This window comes from Aeromonas sp. A04, from assembly GCF_047780465.1.
Taxonomy (GTDB): Bacteria; Pseudomonadota; Gammaproteobacteria; order Enterobacterales; family Aeromonadaceae; genus Aeromonas; species Aeromonas bestiarum.
The window spans coordinates 25,666-44,118 of sequence record NZ_JBLNHP010000004.1; the positions used below are offsets into that span (position 1 = coordinate 25,666).

The 18,453-nt window shown below is 59.0% G+C and carries 20 protein-coding genes and 1 other RNA gene; 14 read left to right on the plus strand and 7 right to left on the minus strand.

Annotation, left to right across the window (positions count from 1 at the left end; genetic code table 11):
- Positions 1 to 307 precede the first annotated feature (307 nt).
- The 3 genes from degS to ACM3N8_RS13620 all read right to left on the minus strand — a co-directional run bounded on the left by degS (position 308) and on the right by ACM3N8_RS13620 (position 3,360).
- A complete protein-coding gene (degS, locus tag ACM3N8_RS13610) occupies positions 308 to 1,447 on the minus strand; it encodes an outer membrane-stress sensor serine endopeptidase DegS (protein ID WP_043139974.1) in 1,140 nt (379 codons plus the stop codon).
- A gap of 89 nt (positions 1,448 to 1,536) precedes the next feature.
- Positions 1,537 to 2,898: a Do family serine endopeptidase gene (locus ACM3N8_RS13615; protein ID WP_042867873.1), complete on the minus strand. Its 1,362-nt coding sequence runs from the start codon at positions 2,896 to 2,898 to the stop codon at positions 1,537 to 1,539.
- Between the two features lie 81 nt (positions 2,899 to 2,979).
- A complete protein-coding gene (locus ACM3N8_RS13620; protein ID WP_042867875.1) occupies positions 2,980 to 3,360 on the minus strand; it encodes a YhcB family protein in 381 nt (126 codons plus the stop codon).
- 140 nt (positions 3,361 to 3,500) lie between these two features.
- Here ACM3N8_RS13620 and zapE point away from each other — a divergent pair, with 140 nt between their 5' ends.
- The 8 genes from zapE to ACM3N8_RS13660 all read left to right on the plus strand — a co-directional run bounded on the left by zapE (position 3,501) and on the right by ACM3N8_RS13660 (position 9,674).
- Entirely contained in the window at positions 3,501 to 4,595 is a 1,095-nt protein-coding gene (gene zapE, locus ACM3N8_RS13625; protein WP_416016228.1) for a cell division protein ZapE, read from the plus strand.
- A gap of 266 nt (positions 4,596 to 4,861) precedes the next feature.
- On the plus strand, positions 4,862 to 5,290 hold the full coding sequence (gene rplM, locus ACM3N8_RS13630; RefSeq protein ID WP_042039071.1) for a 50S ribosomal protein L13: 429 nt from the start codon (positions 4,862 to 4,864) through the stop codon (positions 5,288 to 5,290).
- 15 nt (positions 5,291 to 5,305) lie between these two features.
- On the plus strand, positions 5,306 to 5,698 hold the full coding sequence (rpsI, locus tag ACM3N8_RS13635) for a 30S ribosomal protein S9 (protein ID WP_042019610.1): 393 nt from the start codon (positions 5,306 to 5,308) through the stop codon (positions 5,696 to 5,698).
- Between the two features lie 295 nt (positions 5,699 to 5,993).
- Positions 5,994 to 6,584, plus strand: coding sequence for a ubiquinol-cytochrome c reductase iron-sulfur subunit (petA, locus tag ACM3N8_RS13640; protein ID WP_005305890.1), 591 nt, complete (start codon positions 5,994 to 5,996; stop codon positions 6,582 to 6,584).
- A gap of 2 nt (positions 6,585 to 6,586) precedes the next feature.
- Positions 6,587 to 7,804 carry a cytochrome b gene (locus ACM3N8_RS13645; RefSeq protein ID WP_042867879.1) on the plus strand — a complete coding sequence of 406 codons (1,218 nt, stop codon included), beginning with the start codon at positions 6,587 to 6,589 and terminating at the stop codon, positions 7,802 to 7,804.
- Complete coding sequence (locus ACM3N8_RS13650; protein ID WP_042867880.1) at positions 7,801 to 8,535, plus strand: cytochrome c1; 735 nt, start codon at positions 7,801 to 7,803, stop codon at positions 8,533 to 8,535. Before ACM3N8_RS13645 ends, ACM3N8_RS13650 begins: the two co-directional genes overlap by 4 nt.
- 87 nt (positions 8,536 to 8,622) lie before the next feature.
- Positions 8,623 to 9,252, plus strand: coding sequence for a stringent starvation protein SspA (gene sspA, locus ACM3N8_RS13655; protein ID WP_011707594.1), 630 nt, complete (start codon positions 8,623 to 8,625; stop codon positions 9,250 to 9,252).
- Positions 9,249 to 9,674 (plus strand): ClpXP protease specificity-enhancing factor, encoded by a 426-nt coding sequence (locus tag ACM3N8_RS13660; protein WP_043554320.1) that lies wholly within the window; start codon positions 9,249 to 9,251, stop codon positions 9,672 to 9,674. The genes sspA and ACM3N8_RS13660 overlap by 4 nt, the downstream gene beginning before the upstream one ends.
- Positions 9,675 to 9,721: 47 nt before the next feature.
- On the opposite strand, the gene dolP is transcribed toward ACM3N8_RS13660, so the two are convergent.
- The 4 genes from dolP to ACM3N8_RS13680 are packed head-to-tail and all read right to left on the minus strand — an operon-like array spanning position 9,722 to position 13,005.
- Complete coding sequence (gene dolP / locus ACM3N8_RS13665) at positions 9,722 to 10,300, minus strand: division/outer membrane stress-associated lipid-binding lipoprotein (protein ID WP_042867884.1); 579 nt, start codon at positions 10,298 to 10,300, stop codon at positions 9,722 to 9,724.
- Positions 10,301 to 10,304: 4 nt separating this feature from the next.
- The gene (locus ACM3N8_RS13670) at positions 10,305 to 10,895 is read right to left on the minus strand and encodes an SIS domain-containing protein (RefSeq protein WP_005305871.1); all 591 of its coding nucleotides are present in this window, start codon (positions 10,893 to 10,895) and stop codon (positions 10,305 to 10,307) included.
- Between the two features lie 9 nt (positions 10,896 to 10,904).
- Positions 10,905 to 11,297, minus strand: a complete 393-nt coding sequence (locus ACM3N8_RS13675; protein ID WP_241325643.1) for a YraN family protein — start codon at positions 11,295 to 11,297, stop codon at positions 10,905 to 10,907.
- On the minus strand, positions 11,218 to 13,005 hold the full coding sequence (locus tag ACM3N8_RS13680) for a penicillin-binding protein activator (RefSeq protein WP_290018417.1): 1,788 nt from the start codon (positions 13,003 to 13,005) through the stop codon (positions 11,218 to 11,220). Before ACM3N8_RS13680 ends, ACM3N8_RS13675 begins: the two co-directional genes overlap by 80 nt.
- Before the next feature lie 199 nt (positions 13,006 to 13,204).
- Here ACM3N8_RS13680 and rsmI point away from each other — a divergent pair, with 199 nt between their 5' ends.
- The 6 genes from rsmI to ACM3N8_RS13710 all read left to right on the plus strand — a co-directional run bounded on the left by rsmI (position 13,205) and on the right by ACM3N8_RS13710 (position 18,399).
- Positions 13,205 to 14,038, plus strand: a complete 834-nt coding sequence (rsmI, locus tag ACM3N8_RS13685) for a 16S rRNA (cytidine(1402)-2'-O)-methyltransferase (RefSeq protein WP_043139964.1) — start codon at positions 13,205 to 13,207, stop codon at positions 14,036 to 14,038.
- Positions 14,039 to 14,099: 61 nt separating this feature from the next.
- Positions 14,100 to 14,485: RNase P RNA component class A (rnpB, locus tag ACM3N8_RS13690), an RNA gene on the plus strand.
- A gap of 450 nt (positions 14,486 to 14,935) precedes the next feature.
- Positions 14,936 to 15,394 carry a division/cell wall cluster transcriptional repressor MraZ gene (gene mraZ, locus ACM3N8_RS13695; protein ID WP_043139962.1) on the plus strand — a complete coding sequence of 153 codons (459 nt, stop codon included), beginning with the start codon at positions 14,936 to 14,938 and terminating at the stop codon, positions 15,392 to 15,394.
- Positions 15,395 to 16,333, plus strand: coding sequence for a 16S rRNA (cytosine(1402)-N(4))-methyltransferase RsmH (gene rsmH, locus ACM3N8_RS13700; protein WP_416016229.1), 939 nt, complete (start codon positions 15,395 to 15,397; stop codon positions 16,331 to 16,333). It begins immediately after the preceding gene.
- A 3-nt stretch (positions 16,334 to 16,336) separates the two neighbouring features.
- Positions 16,337 to 16,651, plus strand: coding sequence for a cell division protein FtsL (ftsL, locus tag ACM3N8_RS13705; protein WP_043139958.1), 315 nt, complete (start codon positions 16,337 to 16,339; stop codon positions 16,649 to 16,651).
- The gene (locus tag ACM3N8_RS13710) at positions 16,648 to 18,399 is read left to right on the plus strand and encodes a penicillin-binding transpeptidase domain-containing protein (protein ID WP_042867979.1); all 1,752 of its coding nucleotides are present in this window, start codon (positions 16,648 to 16,650) and stop codon (positions 18,397 to 18,399) included. The genes ftsL and ACM3N8_RS13710 overlap by 4 nt, the downstream gene beginning before the upstream one ends.
- Positions 18,400 to 18,453: the final 54 nt, after the last annotated feature.

The following is an 18,453-nucleotide window of genomic DNA, read 5'->3' on the forward strand; positions in this document are numbered from 1 at the left end:
CAAGGCTGGCAGAAGGGATGGCTTTACCCTAAGCCCGCAGGGGCGTGCAGAGGAGGCAGCGTTTTTCCGATTCGAAGCGGAAATTCCCACGCGCCTGGGCTGAAAACGCTGATTTTTGTGCGTTGGAGGGGGAAAGGGCACTTATTGGGGCCGACTTAGTGTGATCGATGGCGCACTTGGCCCGTGGGACTGACCCGGCAAGGCTTGGTGCAAACTGTGAGTCGCCTCACGGATGGCAAGGAAAATAAGAGGGTATTGAGATGACAAAGGGCGGTATCCCGCCCTTGTGATGGAGAGGGGCCGGGCGTCAGCTGGCGGCAGCGGCGCTCGCGCTGGCATTGCCCTTGTTCTGCTGCTTTTGCTGGTAGCGCAGGTCTTCTTCTATGGTGACCTGTACCTCCAGTGGCTTGCCATCGCGAAACACCGAGATGGTGAGCTTGGTGCCGGGGCGGCTCTCGACGATCTTGTCCATGGCGGAGCGCACGCCACTGATAGCTTCCCCGTTGATCTTGAGCAGCACATCGCCTCGCGTCAGCCCGCCCCTGGCCGCCGGGCCGTTGGGATCCAGGCTCTCGATCACCAGGCCGCGCAGATCGCCCAGGTTCATCATGCGGGCCACTATGGGGTTGATCTCGACGCTGGAGATGCCGAGGTAGCCGCGGATGACCCGGCCATTGGCGATCAGCTCGTCCATGATCCGCTTGGCCAGCTTGTAGGGGATGGCGAAGCTGATGCCGTAGCTCTCCTGGTTGCCGTTGAGGTGATAGGCGGCGGTGTTGATGCCGACCAGGTCACCGCGGGCGTTGACCAGGGCGCCGCCCGAGTTGCCCTCGTTGATGGCGGCATCGGTCTGCAGCAGATCCTGCCGGCCGTTGCTGTCCGGCCCCATGCTGGAGAGGCCGATCCGGCCGGTGGCACTGATGATGCCCTGGGTGATGGTCTGACCGACGTTGTAGGGGTTGCCGATGGCGAGTACCACATCCCCCACATCCGGCAGCCGCTCGGGATCCTGCGGGATCACCGGCAGGTTGTCCGATTCTATGTAGAGCACCGCCAGATCGGTCAGCTGATCGGTGCCGACCAGCTCGGCACTGAACACGCGACCATCCTGCAGCGCGACTATGATCTGGTCCGCATCGGCGATGACATGGTAGTTGGTCAGCACATGGCCACGCTGGCTCATGATGACGCCGGAACCCAGCCCCTGTGGCCTGAGTTCGGCCTGGTTGCCCTGATTGCGGGCGAAGCTGCGGGTATAGATGTTGACGACGGCAGGGCCGGCCCTGTGGGCCGCATAGGAGAAGCTCAGCTCGCGGGCATTGGTGATGATGCCGGGTAACTGGGCACCGCCACGGAAATCGGGAAACAGCAGCAACAGGAGAGCCGCCACGGTTAAACCGAAGCCGACAGACTTGCCCAAGTAACTGATCAAAGGTGGGATTTTCATGTCATTCTCATCCGTACATGCAGCGCGCAGAGAATAACACTATCGGTGGATAAAAATCACCCGCGGCGAGGGCCGCGGGTGTGAGGGCGTTAACGTATCACCAGGTAGAGGGAAGACTCCCCGCGCTGTATGTTCAGTGCCAGCACCTCGGGCTTGTTCTTGAGCGCCTTGGTCAGCTCGTCCAGCGAGTTGATGCGCAGGCGGTTGACTCCGATGATTATGTCGCCTTTCTGCAAGCCGGAGGCGGCAGCAGGGGAACGCGGATCTATATCGGAGACGGCTACGCCGGTGACCGGTTCGGCCGTGGTGCTGAGCTTGGCCCCTTCCAGTGCCGGGTGCAGCACGCTGGCGAGGATCTCGCTGTCATCCGCCTTCTTCAGGATGACCTTGACGGTCTGCTCCTTGCCGTCGCGGATGAGACCCAGGGCGACCTGCTTGTCGGCCCCCATGGTCGCTATCTTGGCGCGCAACTCACCGAACGAGCGGATGGCCTTGCCATCTATGCTGATGATGATGTCGCCTGCCTTGATGCCGGCCTTGGCGGCGGCGGAGTCGGGCATGACCTGGTTGACGAAGGCACCATCCTTCTTGTTGTAGCCGAAGGTCTTGGCGATCTCTGAGGTCAGCTCGGTCCCCGTGATCCCCAGCTGGCCACGGCGTACTTCACCGTACTTGACGATCTGTTCAGACAGATCGCGCACCATGTTGGACGGAATGGCGAAGCCGATGCCGATGTTGCCACCGTTCGGGCCCAGGATGGCGGTGTTGATGCCGATCAGCTCACCGCGCAGGTTGAGCAGGGCGCCACCCGAGTTGCCGGAGTTGATGGCCGCATCGGTCTGGATGAAGTTCTCCAGATTTTCGATGTTGAGGCCGCTGCGGCCCAGGGCGCTGACGATACCGGAGGTGACTGTCTGGCCCAGGCCAAACGGGTTGCCGATGGCCAGCGCATAGTCGCCGACTCGCAGTTCGTCCGAATCGGCAAACTTGATCTGGACCAGATCCTCGGCCTTGATTTGCAGCAGCGCTATGTCGGACTGCTTGTCTTCACCTATCTTCTTGGCCGCATATTCACGACCATCTTTCAGGTTGACCTTGATCTCGTCCGCCTCGTGCACGACGTGGGCGTTGGTGATCACGTAGCCCTTCTTGGCATCTATGATGACGCCTGAGCCCAGCGCCTGGAAGGGCTGCTCGCTCACCTGCTCGTCAGGCATGTTGGGGCCGAAGAAGAAACGGAATTGTTCCGGCAGACGCTGGCGGGTAATTTTTTTGCCAGAGACGGAAATGTTGACCACGGCAGGCGTGACCTGTTCGAGAACCGGCGCCAGGCTCGGCATCTCCTGGTTGTTCGCCAGCAAGGAGGGCAGTGCAGCTTGCACAGGGGCCGCTGACATGGCGATACCGACACTGAGGGCTAACACACTGAACACAGAAAGAGGTTTACGCATATGAAAAACAGCTCCCAGAAAAAGTTGCAATGCAATCGTCAAGGTCTGACCACGATACAGCGCAATTAGTTCCGCAAGGAACTAACTGGACTGCTTGAGCAGACCGGAGGCGCCGGCATAGTCACGGGGGGGGATACCCGGTTCTTCATTGGCCGGTGCATCGTTGCTCTCGTCGAGCAGCGCTTCGCGGAACAGCGGCTCCTGTGCCTTGGCCAGGAATTTGCTCTGCTCTGCCATGTGGCGATAGAGGGTCTGATACTGCTCGGCCAGCTGTTCCATCAGGGCGGCGCTGTCGGCGAAGTGGGTATTGATCTGGCCCTGGTAGCTTTCCAGCTCCGTGTGCGCTTTTTTCAGCTCTTGTTCCAGACGTCCGGCATCCCGGCTGCGCACCGTGAAGCGACCGATGATGATACCGATAATCAAGGCGGCGACAGCCAGCAGGATCCCGTTTAACAGACTCATAGATGCTCCTTGTTACAGCTAAATCAATGTGTGTTGATGCGGCCTGGATGGCCGCTACGCCTTGATGGCACTATACCGTGCACCCCGAGAGCGTGATACCATTTTGTCCTTCATTCAGGGACTTGGAGGCGGTTGACAGGATGACCCCGCAGCAAAAATATCAGCAGGATTTGCAGCGCCCCGGCTTTGTGGCCGACCCGGCTCAGGCGATGGCCGTGACCCGCCTGGAGCGACTCTATCAGGATTTGTGCCAAAGCCCGACTCCGACCAGATCCCGCGGCCTGCTGGGCTGGTTGCAAAAGCCCAAGGCCAAGGAACCCGTCCTCGGGCTATATATGTGGGGCGGAGTGGGCAGAGGCAAGACCTGGCTGATGGATACTTTTTTCGAGAGCCTGCCGGGGACGCGAAAACTGCGGATCCACTTCCACCGTTTCATGCACAGGGTGCACGACGAACTCAAGGGGCTGACCGGCCAGGCCGATCCGCTCAAGCTCATCGCCAGCAAGCTCGCCAGCGAGATAGACGTCATCTGCTTCGATGAGTTTTTTGTCTCCGACATCACGGATGCCATGCTGCTGGGGACCTTGTTCCAGGAGTTGTTTGGTCACGGCGTGGTACTGGTGGCCACCTCGAACATACCGCCACAGGATCTTTATCGAAATGGCCTGCAGCGCGCCCGTTTTCTGCCAGCCATCACATTGATCGAGCGTCATTGCGAGATACTTAACGTGGATGGCGGAGTCGACTATCGCTTGCGTACCCTGGAGCAGGCTGAGATTTATCACTCTCCGCTGGATCAGCAGGCAAAAGCGAATCTGGATCGTTATTTTCAACAGTTGACCGGGCTGGAAGAGGCTCGGGCGGGCAGTGTCGAGATCAACCATCGTCAATTGACGTCGCTGGGGATGGGGGAAGGGGTGCTCTACATGGAGTTCGAGCAACTTTGTTGCACTCCTCGCTCACAGGGCGACTACATAGAGCTGGCCCGGCTGTTTCATACCGTGTTGCTGGCCAATGTGCAGCCCATGGGGGCGGGCACGGATGACGCGGCTCGCCGCTTCATCGCCATGGTGGACGAGTTCTATGAACGGCACGTCAAACTCATCATGTCGGCGGCTGTCCCCATGACAGAACTCTACGGGGATGGGCTGCTGAATTTCGAATTCAAACGTTGTCTTTCACGGCTTCAGGAAATGCAATCGCACGAATACCTTGCCAGAGTGCACCTTCCTTAGTCACAATACCGCGCCTGCCAGTCGGATGGGCATCTGCGGCAGGTAGGGCCGGGCGACATTTGCTAGCTTCATGGCAGTGAAATTAGCAGGTGATATTTAAGGCAACTTCACTTATAATCGCCCGGCCCACGTTACAGCTGTCGATAAGACAGCAACACTTTAAGCTTTACTTGTATTCGAAGGGGTACAGGTAGGCCATCGTTTGTTGTTTGTGGGAGAGCCCCCATAAGCAATTGGGTCTGTAACAGGTAATTGGGTTTAACTTAATGAAAACTTTCGTTGCCAAGCCAGAAACCGTAAAACGTGACTGGTACATTGTGGACGCAGAAGGTAAAACTCTGGGTCGTATCGCAACCGAGATCGCTTCTCGTCTGCGTGGTAAGCACAAAGCTGAGTACACTCCGCACGTTGACACCGGTGATTACATCATCGTTGTAAATGCTGAGAAGGTACACGTAACCGGTAAGAAATTTACCGACAAAATGTACCATGCTCACTCCGGTTTCCCGGGTGGTATCAAGTCAATCAGCTTCGACAAGCTGATCAAGCGTAAACCGGAAATGGTAATCGAAGCTGCTGTCAAAGGTATGCTGCCGAAGGGTCCTCTGGGCCGTGCCATGTTCCGTAAACTGAAAGTTTACGCAGGCGCCGAGCATGCTCATGCTGCTCAGCAACCTCAAGTACTGGATATCTAATCGGGAACTGGCAACATGGCAGAAAATCAATACTACGGTACCGGCCGTCGCAAAAGCTCCACTGCTCGCGTGTTTATCAAAGCGGGTAGCGGTAAAATCATCATCAACCAGCGCTCCCTGGAGCAGTACTTTGGCCGTCCGACTGCCCGCATGGTAGTTCGTCAGCCGCTGGAACTGGTTGAGATGACCGAGAAACTGGATCTGTACATCACCGTTAACGGTGGCGGCATCTCCGGTCAAGCTGGTGCAATCCGCCACGGTATCACTCGTGCTCTGATGCAGTACGATGAAACCCTGCGTGCCGAACTGCGTAAAGCAGGCTTTGTTACTCGCGATGCCCGTAAGGTTGAGCGTAAGAAAGTCGGTCTGCACAAAGCTCGTAAGCGTCCGCAGTACTCCAAGCGTTAATTCGCTTTTGGTACGCACTCTCACGAGTGTCAAAAAAGCCTGGCCATGTGCCAGGCTTTTTTTATTGGTAATATTACCTACGCCAATGCTAACACCACGTCACAAAAGACAAATATTTGTGTATTTATTGTTTTTGCCCTTCGCTTCTCTTTCTTGTCAAGTTGTTATCTTTTCTTTAAAATTCCCTCGGTTTTTCTGTGACAATTGTAACTCCGCTTCCGCCGCTGTTGTCACGGAAGAAAGGGGAACAGGGACACAATAAGAATGTGCGGAGTCCACATGGGAGAGTTTTTGGATGAGCAATGCGCCAGTTGATACCGGTCGCCGCAGATTTCTTACCTGGTCAACGGTCGCCGTTGGTGGGGTAGGAGCTGCTTTTACCGCAGTGCCGTTTATAAAGTCATGGAACCCGAGTGCCAAAGCCAAAGCGGCGGGTGCTCCGGTAGAAGTGGATATCAGTAAGTTGGAACCAGGTCAGCTCATCCGCGTGGAGTGGCGAGGCAAGCCGGTCTGGGTGGTAAAACGTACCAAGCAGACGCTGGATGCCCTGGCCGCCCATGATGACAAGCTGCGCGACCCAGCCTCCGACGAACCCCAGCAGCCTGACTATGCCCACAACGGGTACAGGTCCATCAAGCCGGAAATCTTTGTGGCCGTCGGCATTTGCACCCATCTGGGATGCTCTCCCTCCTATCTGCCGGACAACTTCGGTGAACAGGTTCAGGGCGTGACCTCCGGATTCTTCTGCCCGTGCCATGGCTCCAAGTTCGACATGGCTGGTCGAGTGTTCCAGGGGGTGCCTGCACCCTTGAACCTGGTCATTCCGCCGTACCAATATCTTAGCGACACCACCATCCTGGTCGGTGCCGACGGCAAGGAGGCTTGACCATGTTTGCCAAACTGATGGGCTGGATCGACTATCGCTTCCCGCTCACTGCCATGTACAACGACCATATGGCCAAGTACCCGGCGCCAAAGAACCTGAACTTCTGGTACTTCTTCGGCTCGCTGGCCATGCTGGTGCTGGTCAACCAGATCATCACCGGCATCTGGCTGACCATGAACTACAACCCGTCAGCAGAAGGCGCCTTTGCCTCCGTGGAGTACATCATGCGGGATGTGGACTACGGCTGGCTGTTGCGTTACATGCACTCCACAGGCGCGTCTGCGTTCTTTGTGGTGGTGTATCTGCACATGTTCCGCGGCATGATCTACGGCTCCTACCAGAAGCCGCGCGAGCTGCTGTGGATCTTCGGCATGCTGATCTTCCTCTGCCTGATGGCCGAGGCCTTCATGGGCTACCTGCTGCCCTGGGGCCAGATGTCATTCTGGGGGGCTCAGGTCATCATCTCCCTGTTTGGCGCCATCCCGGTGATTGGCGACGATCTGACCCTGTGGATCCGTGGTGACTATGTCATCTCGGGGGCGACCCTGAACCGCTTCTTCGCGCTGCACGTCATCGCGCTGCCGCTGGTGTTGGTGATGCTGGTGGCCATGCACATACTGGCGCTGCACGAGGTGGGCTCCAACAACCCGGACGGCATCGACATCAAGAAGCACAAGGACGAGAAAGGCTGGCCGCTGGATGCGGTGGCATTCCACCCTTACTTCACCGTGAAGGACATGATCGGGGTGGCAGGCTTCCTGTTCCTGTTCTGCGCCATCATCTTCTTCAAGCCGGACATGTGGGGTTACTTCCTCGAGAAGCCGAACTTTGAAGTAGCCAATGGCCTGAAGACCCCGGCGCACATAGCCCCCGTGTGGTACTTCACGCCCTTCTACGCCATTTTGCGTGCGGTGCCTGACAAGCTGCTGGGCGTCATCATGATGGGTCTCTCCATCGTAGTGCTGTTCCTGCTGCCCTGGCTGGATCGCTGCAAGGTGCGATCGGTGCGTTACCGTAGCACCCTGCACAAGCTGAACATCGCCCAGTTCGTGGTCTGCTTCGTCATTCTCGGTGTCCTCGGCGTGCTGCCATCGACCCCGACTCTGACGCTGATTGCCCAGATCTGTACTCTGGGTTATTTCGGGTTCTTCGTCCTGCTGTTCTTCTACAGCAAGAATGAAAGCACCAAGCCGCTGCCGGAGAGGGTGACATTCAAATGAAAAGAATAATTTTTGCGGTGCTCACCCTGCTGCCGACGCTGGTATTTGCCAATACCGGTGCCGTGCATCTGGACAAAGCCAGCTATGACCTGAACGACAAGGCGTCCCTGCAGCGTGGTGCAACCACCTTCATGAACTACTGCTTTGGCTGCCACAGCACCCAGTACCAGCGTTACAACCGGGTTGCGGCAGACATAGGCATTCCGGAAGATCTGATGGCGGCCAACCTGATCGTCAACGGTGCCAAGATCGGTGATCTGATGGAGAACTCGGTTTCAGAGAAGGATGCGGCCAAGTGGTTCGGCGCGCCGCCCCCCGATCTGACCCTGGTGGCGCGGGTGCGTGGTGCAGACTGGATCTACACCTATCTGCGCTCCTTCTACGTGGACGAGACCCGTCCGTTTGGCGTGAACAACGTGGTGTTCCCGTCCGTGGGCATGCCCCACGTACTGGAGCCGCTGCAAGGCACGCCGCGTGCCGAGTTTGCCACTCATACGGTTGACGGGGTGGAAACCCAGCAGGTTGTCAGTGTCAAATCTGACGGCAACGGTGAAATGAATAACGAAGAGTATGATCAGACGGTACTGGATCTGGTAAACTTCTTGGTCTACTCGGCTGAACCGGTACAACAGGAGCGCGAACGCATGGGCTTCTGGGTACTCGGATTCATCGTGATCTTCTTCATCTTCACTGTGCTGTTGAAGAAGGAATTCTGGCGCGACGTTCACTAAGCGACCAGATCCGGGTAATATAATGCACGGCAATGAAGACCAAGATGCTTCATTGCCGTTTCTGCTTTTTAATGACGGGAGGGTTCAATGGCTGTAGCTGCCAATAAGCGTTCGGTAATGACGCTGTTTTCCGGTGCCAACGATATGTTCAGCCATCAGGTGCGCATTGTCCTGGCGGAGAAGGGTGTTAGCGTAGATATTTGCCAGGTTGACCCAAGCAACCTGCCGGATGAGCTGGCCGAGCTGAACCCGTACAACACTGTACCGACTCTGGTCGATCGTGAGTTGGCACTGTACACCTCACGCATCATCATGGAGTATCTGGACGAGCGCTTCCCGCACCCGCCCCTGATGCCGGTCTACCCGGTTGCCCGTGGTAACAGCCGTCTGATGATGCATCGCATCGAGCTGGACTGGTACTCCCTGGCCGACAAGATCATGGCGGGGACTGACGTGGATGCGGCGCGTGCCGAACTGCGTGACAACCTGCTGGCCATCGCGCCCATCTTCGGTGAAATGCCTTATTTCATGAGCGAAGAGTTCGGTCTGGTCGACTGCTACATGGCCCCGCTGCTGTGGCGTCTGCCGAGCCTCGGCATCGACTTCACCGGTCGTGGTGCCAAGGAGCTGAAGGCCTACATGGTTCGTCTGTTCGAGCGTGAATCCTTCCAGGCTTCCCTGACCGAAGCCGAGCGCGAGATCCGCGCTGGCGTATGAGCATGGAACCGACAATGACACCCAGTCGCCCGTATCTGTTGCGGGCGTTCTTTGACTGGTTGCTGGATAACGAGCTGACCCCGCATCTGGTGGTCAACGTCAACATCCCTCATGTGATGGTGCCGATGCAGTTTGTCCAGGATGGACAAATCGTGTTGAACATAGCGCCGCGTGCGGTGGGACAGTTCCACATGGACAATGAAGCCATCAGCTTCAGTGCCCGTTTTGGTGGTGTCTCCCAGCAGGTCTATATCCCGATGGCGGCCGTGCTGGCCATTCATGCCCGGGAAAACGGCGTGGGTACGCTGTTCCCGCCCGAGCCGGGTTATGACCTCTGGCTGGAGCAGGCCGAAGCACCCGTGGAGCCCGAGCCGGAACCACCGCGTCCGACCGGTCGTCCGACGCTGAAAGTCATCAAATAAAAACGCAGCCAGTTGGCTGCGTTTTTTTATGGCGGTTTGTTCATCGCTCAGTTCTGGGCGAACTCGAAAGCCTTGATGACGCGCTTCACGCCGCTGACGTGGCGGGCTATCTCGACGGCCTGATCCCCTTCCTGGCGAGTGACCAGGCCAATCAGGAACACCTCGCCATTCTCGGTGACCACCTTGACCTTGGCGCTGTCGAAGTTCTTGGCTCCCAGCATGTCCGCCCGGACCTTGGAGGTGATCCAGGAGTCATTGCTGCGAACCCCTATGCTGACCGGCTGGCCGAGGCGCAGCTCGTTGTAGACGTGGCGCACCCCTTCGATCCGGGCAACGACCTTGCCCGCCTCGAGTTTGTAGGCGTCAGAAGGTGTCTGACCGACCAGCAACACGCGGCCGTTGTTGCTGTAAACGCTGATCTTGCTGGCCGCGCTCAGCGGCTTGTTGTCGGCCAGCAAGTTGGCCGCTTTCAGCTCTATGGCCTGATCGTCCCACTGGGCACCCAGGGTGCGGCGATCGCCGGAAGCCTTGGCAGTACCGGCGGCACCGCCCACCACCACGGCCGCGCAGCCTTGCAGCAGCAGGGTGCCGGCCAGCAGGCCGAGCAGGAGAGTTTGTTTCTTCATGGTTTCAATCTTCCTGTTGCGGGAAAAGAGTCTGGTCGATGAGATCACACAGGCAGTGCAGGGTCAACAGGTTCACTTCCAGAATGCGGGGGCGACGGGCGGATGGCACCCGGATCTCCACATCGTTGGGACCGAGCAGGCCGGCGATCTCGCCACCGTCACCGCCGCCGAGCACCACTATGGTCATGTCGCGGGAGAGGGCGGCTTCGGCCGCCTTGATCAGGCTGCGGCTGTTGCCCGTGGTGGTGATGACCACCAGGATGTCGCCGGGTTGACCCAGCGCCCGGATCTGCTTGGCATACACCTCCTCGAAGCCATGGTCGGTGGCGATGGCGCTGATGGTGGCCATGTCGGGGGTCAGTGCCATGCCGGGCAGGGAGGGGCGCTCTGTCTCGTAGCAGTTGACCAGCTCGGAGATGAACAGCTGGGCCAGCGCCGCAGAAGGACCATTACCGCATGCCATCACCTTGTGGCCATTGAGCAGACAGATGGTCAGCATCTGGGCCGCAGTATGGATAGCGTCCGGCAGCGCCTCGGCGGCGGCAATCTTGGTCTGGATGCTTTCGGTGTAGTTCTCTTTGATGCGGTCAGTCATAGGGTCCTCTTAAAATGCGTTCTGGATCCAGTCTGGCTGGTCGCCCTCGAACGCAATCACATCGAATCGGCAGGCCTGGCTGGCCTCGTTGATGGCATGTTGCTTGAAATAGTGGCGCGCTGCCAGCACGATCTTGTGCTGCTTGCGCCGGGTGACCGAGCTGGCTGCTCCGCCATGGCAGGTGTTGGCGCGGTAGCGGACCTCAACAAACACCAGGGTTTCCCCCTGGCGCATGATGAGATCGATTTCGCCACCCCGACAGCGGTAGTTGCGGGTCACGGGTTGCAGGCCGCGGGCCTGCAACCAGCGTTCCGCTACCTGCTCAAAGTGCTGTCCCTTGCTCGTCGGTGACGGGAACAGGTTCTGCCACTGCTGGCTCATCCGTGCCAATAGACCCTTCATGGGAGGCTCCCTCGAGCTGGGGCATGGCACTGTCGCTGACCAGCTTGCCGTTCTGGTAGGTGGCCCAGTCCAGTACCCGCACTATGTTGCCGCTGGCGTCCACGCTCAGCTGGCCGCTCATGCCCGGTTGCTGCATGGCATTGACCTTGCGCATCTGCTGCAGGTTTTCCGCCAGGCTGACGGCATCGTAACCGAGTGCGAACAGGCGCAGCAGGTCACCCTGGGTCTGTGGCCAGAGCAGGGCGATCTGTTCCCGTTGCTTCTCGTAGCCACCCAGCAGCAGCGGCATGTCGGAGATGTGCATGCCATTGAGCTCGGAGGCGACCTCGGTGGTGGCGCTGTCGTAGCTGCGTGAGCTGCTGTAGATGGGCAGGCTGCCCATGGGATTGACCGAGATGTCCACATAGGGCTTGATCATCCGGGTCTCCAGGCTGTTGGCGACCACATAGACCACATCTATGCTGCGCGGGGCTGCGGCTGAGAGTTGCACTACTTCCCCGGCCCGGGAGGTCGAGCGGCCGCTCAGGGCATTCTTGACCATCCCCTGCACCTCGTTGCGGGCACCGAAGGTGGCCACGACCGGTTTGTCCTGGCTCACTGTGGCCCATGCCTGCTCGAACGCCTTGATGCTGCTGTAGCCGATCCGCCCCTGGGCGGCGATCAGCAAGGGCTTGCGATAACCCTGACCGTAGAGATATTGCGCGGCCTGGGTCGCATCGGCGGCAGCCGAGAGGGAGAAGTAGAAGGTGTTGTCATTGACGATCGGCTTGTCCAGCTCGTTCAGTGCCAGCACGGGCACGCTCGGATTGGACTTGAGCAGCTCCTCGACCCTGTCCTTGAGCAGCGGGCCTATGATCATGTTGGCCCCTTCCTGAATGGCCTGTTTGTAGAGCTCGCCCATCGCCTTGGCCTGGGTGTCGTAGAAGTTGAGGGTGAATTGGCCCTGATTCTCCTTGTAAGACATCAACATGCCGTTACGGATAGCGGCGCCCTGAGGCTCCAGGTTGCCGGAGAGCGGCAGGAACACGGCGATCTGCTGCAGCGTATTGAGGTTGCTGGTAGCGAGATCACCCAGGCCCGCCGGCATGTCTTTCTGGGCCGGGTGGTTCGGGAAGGCCTGCTTCCAGCCTGCCAGCTGGCGGGCCAGTTGATTGGGCTGGGCGCCGAACTCGTTTACCAGTGCCGCCAGTCGCAGCCAGCCAGTGGTCACATCGGGGGCCGGGGCCTCTTCCAGCGCCTGCAGGGTGGAGGGGGTCATGCTTTTGAGCAGCGACCAGATCTGCTGATGGTTGGTCGCCAGCTCATTCTGGGCCAGATAGGGCTCCAGCAGGATCAACGACTTGGCGGCACCAAACTTGTTGTTGATGTCCAGTTGCAGCACTACCCGCTGGCGATACCAGTCCTTCTGGGTATCCGTATCCAGCACCACCTCCGGCTTGCCCTCCAGCAGGATCAGCGCCTGGTTGGCGTTGCCCTGGGCGAGCAACAGATGTGCCTGCAACAGTTGCAGCTGTGCCTTCTGCTCCGCGCTCTGGGCCTGCTTTTGCAATTGCTGGTACAGGGCCGAGGCCGGTTTGGCCTGGCCGAGCGCCAGATAGCTGCGCGCCGCCATCACCTGCCAGGTGAAGGCTTCGGCCGGTTTGGCCGGGTCCACCTGCTCCAGATACCACTGGGCATTCTTGGTCAGATTGGAAAACGCAGACGGCATGCCTGGTTGCCCGGAAGGTTGGTTGGGCTCCGACGCACAGGCGGCGAGCAGTACTGCCGCGAGTAGGATGCCGAAGAGTCGTGATACACTTAGCTGCTTTGTAACCCGGTTCAAGTTCATTCCCCGACCAGTGTTGAAGTTCTCCATAGTGTAAACGGGCCAATATGGCGACACAATTGTCGGGACACTCGGAGATCCCATGAGTGACATCCCAACCCTGTATATAGTCCCCACTCCGATCGGTAATCTGGCGGACATCACCCAGCGTGCATTGGACATTTTACGCAGTGTCGATCTGGTGGCTGCCGAGGATACGCGTCATACCGGTATCCTGCTCAGCCACTATCAAATCTCGGTGCCGACCTTCGCGCTGCACGATCACAACGAGCAGCAGAAAGCCGATGTGCTGATCGGCAGGATCAAGGAGGGCAAGAACGTTGCCCTGGTCTCTGATGCCGGCACCCCGCTCATCAGCGACCCTGGTTACCACTTGGTCACCCGCTGTCGTGAGGCTGGGGTCAAGGTGGTGCCGCTGCCCGGTCCCTGTGCCGCCATCACGGCGTTGAGCGCCGCCGGCCTGCCGACTGACCGGTTTGCCTTTGAAGGATTCCTGCCCGCGAAAACCAAGGGCCGTGACGATCGGCTGCAGGCGGTGATCGAAGACACCCGTTCGCTGGTATTTTACGAATCCCCGCGCCGGGTACAGGATACGGTAGAAGCGATCGCTCGCATCCTGGGGGAGCGTCAGGTGGTGGTGTGCCGCGAGCTGACCAAGACTTTCGAGTCCATCCATGGTCTGCCCGCCTCCGAAATGCTGACCTGGCTCGGTCAGGACGATAATCGCTGCCGTGGCGAAATCGTGCTGGTGGTCGCCGGTGCCAGCAAGGTAGATGAAGAGTTGCCCGCTGAGGCGATCCGCACTCTGGGGTTGCTGGTGGCCGAATTGCCGCTGAAGAAAGCCGCCGCCCTCACCGCCGAGATCCATGGCGTCAAGAAGAATGCCCTCTACAAATACGGTCTCGAGCACTATTAATCCGGGGAAAGGCCAATTGCAGGTTTACCCGGGGCGCTGGACAAGGCTATAATCCGCGCCCGGAGTCGGCTGGGCAATCGCTGCTTCGTCGTTGTGTCCCTCGGGACAGACGGGCGGAGGGGAGGAAAGTCCGGGCTTCATAGGGCAGGGTGCCAGGTAACGCCTGGGAGGCGTGAGCCTACGACCAGTGCAACAGAGAGCAAACCGCCGATGGCCCGCAAGGGATCAGGTAAGGGTGAAAGGGTGCGGTAAGAGCGCACCGCGCGACTGGCAACAGTTCGTGGCACGGTAAACTCCACCCGAAGCAAGACCAAATAGGCCCCTATTGGCGCGGCCCGCGTTGGGGGCGGGTAGGTTGCTTGAGCCAGTGAGCGATTGCTGGCCTAGAGGAATGATTGCTACCGGGGCAACCCGGAACAGAACCCGGCTTACAGGCCGACTCCGACCTCTTCCTGAAGAGCCTTGCGATTTATCGCGAGGCTCTTTTTTATTATCTGAAAAAATATTGTCACCGTTTGAGCTGTGATATTTGCTGCCGGGTGGTTGAGCATCTACATGTCATGTTATAAATCAATCGGTTATGATTTATTCGTAGATGATGCCAGCGTTGATTGCGTGCGAGGAAACGAAAGATGACTCCAATGTGTCTTATTCGTTCAGTTTGTTTATTTTTTAATTGATTTCAATTAATCAGATTGCCGTTAACACAAATAACTTGTGGAAAATCAACTCATTTAATCAGTGCTACCCAAACACTGCGTCAATATGTTCCCCATGCCCGATATCCTCGCTTGAAAAGCCCTCAGCACGTCCTTAAACTTCAAGGTGGGGAAAAGTGGATCAAAGTGGTTTTTATCGGGCGATTTGCCCCCTTAACTCATTTTCAGGGACTGCAATTTGTTGCGTGGTGCTCACGCCATCAGCCTGGACAGCAAAGGGCGACTGGCGATTCCGACCAAGTACCGTGATTGGCTGCGCGACGAAAGCGAGGGCCAGCTGGTCTGCACCATAGATATTGCCCATCCCTGCCTGCTGCTTTACCCCCTGAACGAATGGGAAGAGATAGAGCGCAAGCTCAAGATGCTCTCCAGCATGAACCCCGTAGAGCGCCGCTTGCAGCGGTTGTTGCTCGGCCATGCGACCGAATGCGAGCTGGATGGCAATGGCCGTCTGCTGCTGAGCCAGCCACTGCGTAGCCACGCCGGGCTGGACAAGAAAATCATGCTGGTGGGCCAGCTCAACAAGTTTGAGTTGTGGGATGAAGCCCGCTGGCAACAACAGGTCAATGACGACATTCAGGGCCTGCCCGAGGACGACTGGGCAAGCTCGCCACGACTACAGGATTTTTCTTTATAAATGACCCAAGCCGCTGAACACATCACAGTGCTGTTGCACGAAGCCGTTGAAGGGCTGGCCATCAAGCCGGACGGCATCTACGTCGACGGTACTTTTGGCCGGGGTGGTCACTCTCGTCTCATTCTCCAGCACCTTGGCCCGAACGGCCGGCTGATCGCCATCGACCGGGATCCCCAGGCCATTGCCGAGGCGGCCAAGATCCAGGATCCCCGTTTCGAAATCGTGCACGGCCCTTTCTCCGGCATTACCACCTATCTGGCCGAGCGCGGTCTGCTGGGCAAGGTTGACGGCTTCCTGCTGGATCTGGGGGTTTCTTCCCCCCAGCTGGACGATGCCGAGCGCGGTTTCAGCTTCATGAAAGACGGTCCGCTCGACATGCGGATGGACCCCACTTCAGGCCAGAGCGCCGCACAGTGGCTGGCTCGTGCCGATGTGGATGACATCGCCTGGGTATTGAAGACCTTCGGCGAGGAGCGTTTTGCCAAGAAGATAGCCCGCGCCATCGTCCACGATCGGGTGACTGAGCCCTATGTGCGTACCCGCCAGCTGGCGGAGATGATTGCCCGGGTCAATCCGAGCAAGGAGAAGGGCAAGCACGCCGCCACTCGCAGCTTCCAGGCCATCCGCATCTATATCAACAGCGAGCTGGAGGAGATCGAGACAGCGCTGGACGGTGCCCTGCAGGCGCTGGCTCCCGAGGGACGGCTCTCCGTCATCAGCTTCCACTCGCTGGAAGACCGGCTGGTGAAGCACTTCATCCGCAAGCACGAGAAAGGCCCCGAGATACCGCGCGGCATTCCGTTGACCGAGGCCCAGCTGGCCGGTGGCCGCAAATTGAAGTCGGTCGGCAAGGCGCTCAAGCCTTCCGAGCATGAAGTCACCGAAAACAGCCGATCCCGCAGCTCAGTGCTGCGGGTCGCCCAGCGACTGGCGGAGTAAGTCATGAGCGAGGTGCGTGTTCATCTGGCCAGGGAGATCCTCGGCGATCTCTGGCGGCACAAGCTGCAGGTCGTGCTGGCCGTTGCCGTGCTGATCACCGCCTTTGCCGTGATCCTGGTCACCAACATGACCCGTGGCATGACCGCCAAGCAGAACGATCTGATGGCGGAAGAGGATCGGCTCAACATCGAATGGCGTCACCTCTTGCTGGAACAGGGGACGCTGGCCGAGCACTCTCGCGTTGCGAGTCTGGCCATGGATAAATTGCAGATGGCTCGCCCGCTGGTGACCACCGAGAAGGTAATAACACAACCATGAAACGCAAGGCATCTGCCAAGGCCCCACCCAAGGCGAAAGCACCGTCACTCTATCCGTGGCGCTTTCGCACGCTGGTGTTCTTCATCGGCATTGCGTTTGCTGGCTTGATCCTGCGGCTGGCCTGGATCCAGGTGATAGATCCGGATCGGCTGCGTCAGGAAGGGGACATGCGTTCGCTGCGTACCACAGCTACCCAGGCGGTGCGCGGCATGATCACAGACCGCAACGGCGAACAGCTTGCCGTGTCTGTGCCGGTGGAAGCCGTCTGGGCCGATCCCAAGACGGTGCACGAATCCGGCGCCATCCATAACGAGCGTGCCTGGCTGGCGCTCTCCGCCGTACTCAAGCTCGACATCAACACCCTCAAGCATCGCATCTCCAACCCGAGCAAGCGCTTCGTCTACCTGCAGCGCCAGGTGACGCCAGCGGTGGCGGAATACATCAAGGGCCTCAAGCTGGGTGGCATCTATCTGCGCCCAGAGGCGCGCCGCTTCTATCCAACCGGCGAGATCAGCGCCCACCTGGTGGGGGTCACCAACATAGATGGCAGCGGCATTGAAGGGATAGAGCGCAGCTACAACGAGTGGCTGACCGCGACTCCGGGCGAGATGCGGGTGCGTAAAGACCGTCAGGGTCGGGTCATCGAGCGGCTTGGCCTAGTCAAGGAGGGCAAGAACGCCAACGATCTGCAACTGAGCATCGACCAGCGGGTCCAGGCGCTGGCCTATCGGGCGCTCAAGCGGGCCACCGACGAGAACAAGGCGACTTCCGGCTCCATGGTGATGCTGGATGTGAAGACCGGCGAAGTGCTCGCCATGGTCAACACCCCCTCCTACAACCCGAACAACCGCGGTCAGTACCAGAGTTTCCGGGTGCGCAACCGGGTCGTGACCGATACCTATGAGCCGGGTTCGACCATCAAGCCCTTGATCCTGTTGAGTGCCCTGCAGGCGGGCGTCACCAGCTGGAAGGACACCATTCCGGGCGGGCCTCTGTATATCGGGGCCAAGCAGATCCGTGACGTGAGCATCCACAAGGCGACCAACCTGTACGACATATTGCGCTACTCCTCCAACATCGGCATGTCGCGCATCGCGCTGCGGATGCCAGCGCAGGAGATGATCAACACCCTCAGCATGGTCGGTTTCGGCATGGACACCGGCAGCGGCCTGATGGGCGAGAGCAGCGGCATGCTGCCCCAGCGTCGTCGCTGGTCCGATATCGAACGGGCCACCCTCTCGTTTGGTTATGGTCTGCGGGTCACTCCGCTGCAGCTGGCCTCCGCCTACGCCACCCTGGCCAACAAGGGCAAGCGGGTGCCGCTCTCCATCGTCAAGGTGACCGAGCCGCCCAAGGGTGAGCAGGTCATCGACCACAACAACGCCACCGCCATGCTGCAGGCGCTGGAGTACGTGGTGAGCAATGCCATTCCGAAAGCGCAGATCCCCGGTTACCGGGTCGGTGGCAAGAGTGGTACCGCCAAGGTCGCCGTCGCCGGCGGCTACGGCAAGGATTACATGGCCTGGTTCGCCGGCTTCGCCCCGGCCAGCAACCCCCGTTTCGTCATGGTAGTGGTGATCAACGAGCCCAAGGGCGATGCCTACTACGGTGGTGCCGTTGCGACGCCGCCCTTTGCCGAAGCCATGGGCGGTGTGCTGCAGCTCTTCAATATTCGTCCCGATGCGGTACCGCCTGCAGTACCCGCCAAACTCGCCCGTACGGAGGCCCCCCTTGCACCGCGTACTTGACCTGGCCCTCCATCCCATCTGTTCCGGGGCGTATTCCATGCTGTTTCGCGGTGT

Bases quoted from the DNA above. Each gene is read 5' to 3' on its own strand.
- ACM3N8_RS13680 (WP_290018417.1), bottom strand. From the start codon at position 13,005: ATGCCGTCTGCGTTTTCCAATCTGACCAAGAATGCCCAGTGGTATCTG.
- rpsI (WP_042019610.1), top strand. From the start codon at position 5,306: ATGGCAGAAAATCAATACTACGGTACCGGCCGTCGCAAAAGCTCCACT.
- sspA (WP_011707594.1), top strand. From the start codon at position 8,623: ATGGCTGTAGCTGCCAATAAGCGTTCGGTAATGACGCTGTTTTCCGGT.
- degS (WP_043139974.1), bottom strand. From the start codon at position 1,447: ATGAAAATCCCACCTTTGATCAGTTACTTGGGCAAGTCTGTCGGCTTC.
- dolP (WP_042867884.1), bottom strand. From the start codon at position 10,300: ATGAAGAAACAAACTCTCCTGCTCGGCCTGCTGGCCGGCACCCTGCTG.
- ACM3N8_RS13650 (WP_042867880.1), top strand. From the start codon at position 7,801: ATGAAAAGAATAATTTTTGCGGTGCTCACCCTGCTGCCGACGCTGGTA.
- ACM3N8_RS13710 (WP_042867979.1), top strand. From the start codon at position 16,648: ATGAAACGCAAGGCATCTGCCAAGGCCCCACCCAAGGCGAAAGCACCG.
- ACM3N8_RS13660 (WP_043554320.1), top strand. From the start codon at position 9,249: ATGAGCATGGAACCGACAATGACACCCAGTCGCCCGTATCTGTTGCGG.
- ACM3N8_RS13620 (WP_042867875.1), bottom strand. From the start codon at position 3,360: ATGAGTCTGTTAAACGGGATCCTGCTGGCTGTCGCCGCCTTGATTATC.
- rsmI (WP_043139964.1), top strand. From the start codon at position 13,205: ATGAGTGACATCCCAACCCTGTATATAGTCCCCACTCCGATCGGTAAT.
- rplM (WP_042039071.1), top strand. From the start codon at position 4,862: ATGAAAACTTTCGTTGCCAAGCCAGAAACCGTAAAACGTGACTGGTAC.
- ACM3N8_RS13670 (WP_005305871.1), bottom strand. From the start codon at position 10,895: ATGACTGACCGCATCAAAGAGAACTACACCGAAAGCATCCAGACCAAG.
- rsmH (WP_416016229.1), top strand. From the start codon at position 15,395: ATGACCCAAGCCGCTGAACACATCACAGTGCTGTTGCACGAAGCCGTT.
- petA (WP_005305890.1), top strand. From the start codon at position 5,994: ATGAGCAATGCGCCAGTTGATACCGGTCGCCGCAGATTTCTTACCTGG.
- ACM3N8_RS13675 (WP_241325643.1), bottom strand. From the start codon at position 11,297: ATGAAGGGTCTATTGGCACGGATGAGCCAGCAGTGGCAGAACCTGTTC.
- ACM3N8_RS13615 (WP_042867873.1), bottom strand. From the start codon at position 2,898: ATGCGTAAACCTCTTTCTGTGTTCAGTGTGTTAGCCCTCAGTGTCGGT.
- zapE (WP_416016228.1), top strand. From the start codon at position 3,501: ATGACCCCGCAGCAAAAATATCAGCAGGATTTGCAGCGCCCCGGCTTT.
- ftsL (WP_043139958.1), top strand. From the start codon at position 16,337: ATGAGCGAGGTGCGTGTTCATCTGGCCAGGGAGATCCTCGGCGATCTC.
- ACM3N8_RS13645 (WP_042867879.1), top strand. From the start codon at position 6,587: ATGTTTGCCAAACTGATGGGCTGGATCGACTATCGCTTCCCGCTCACT.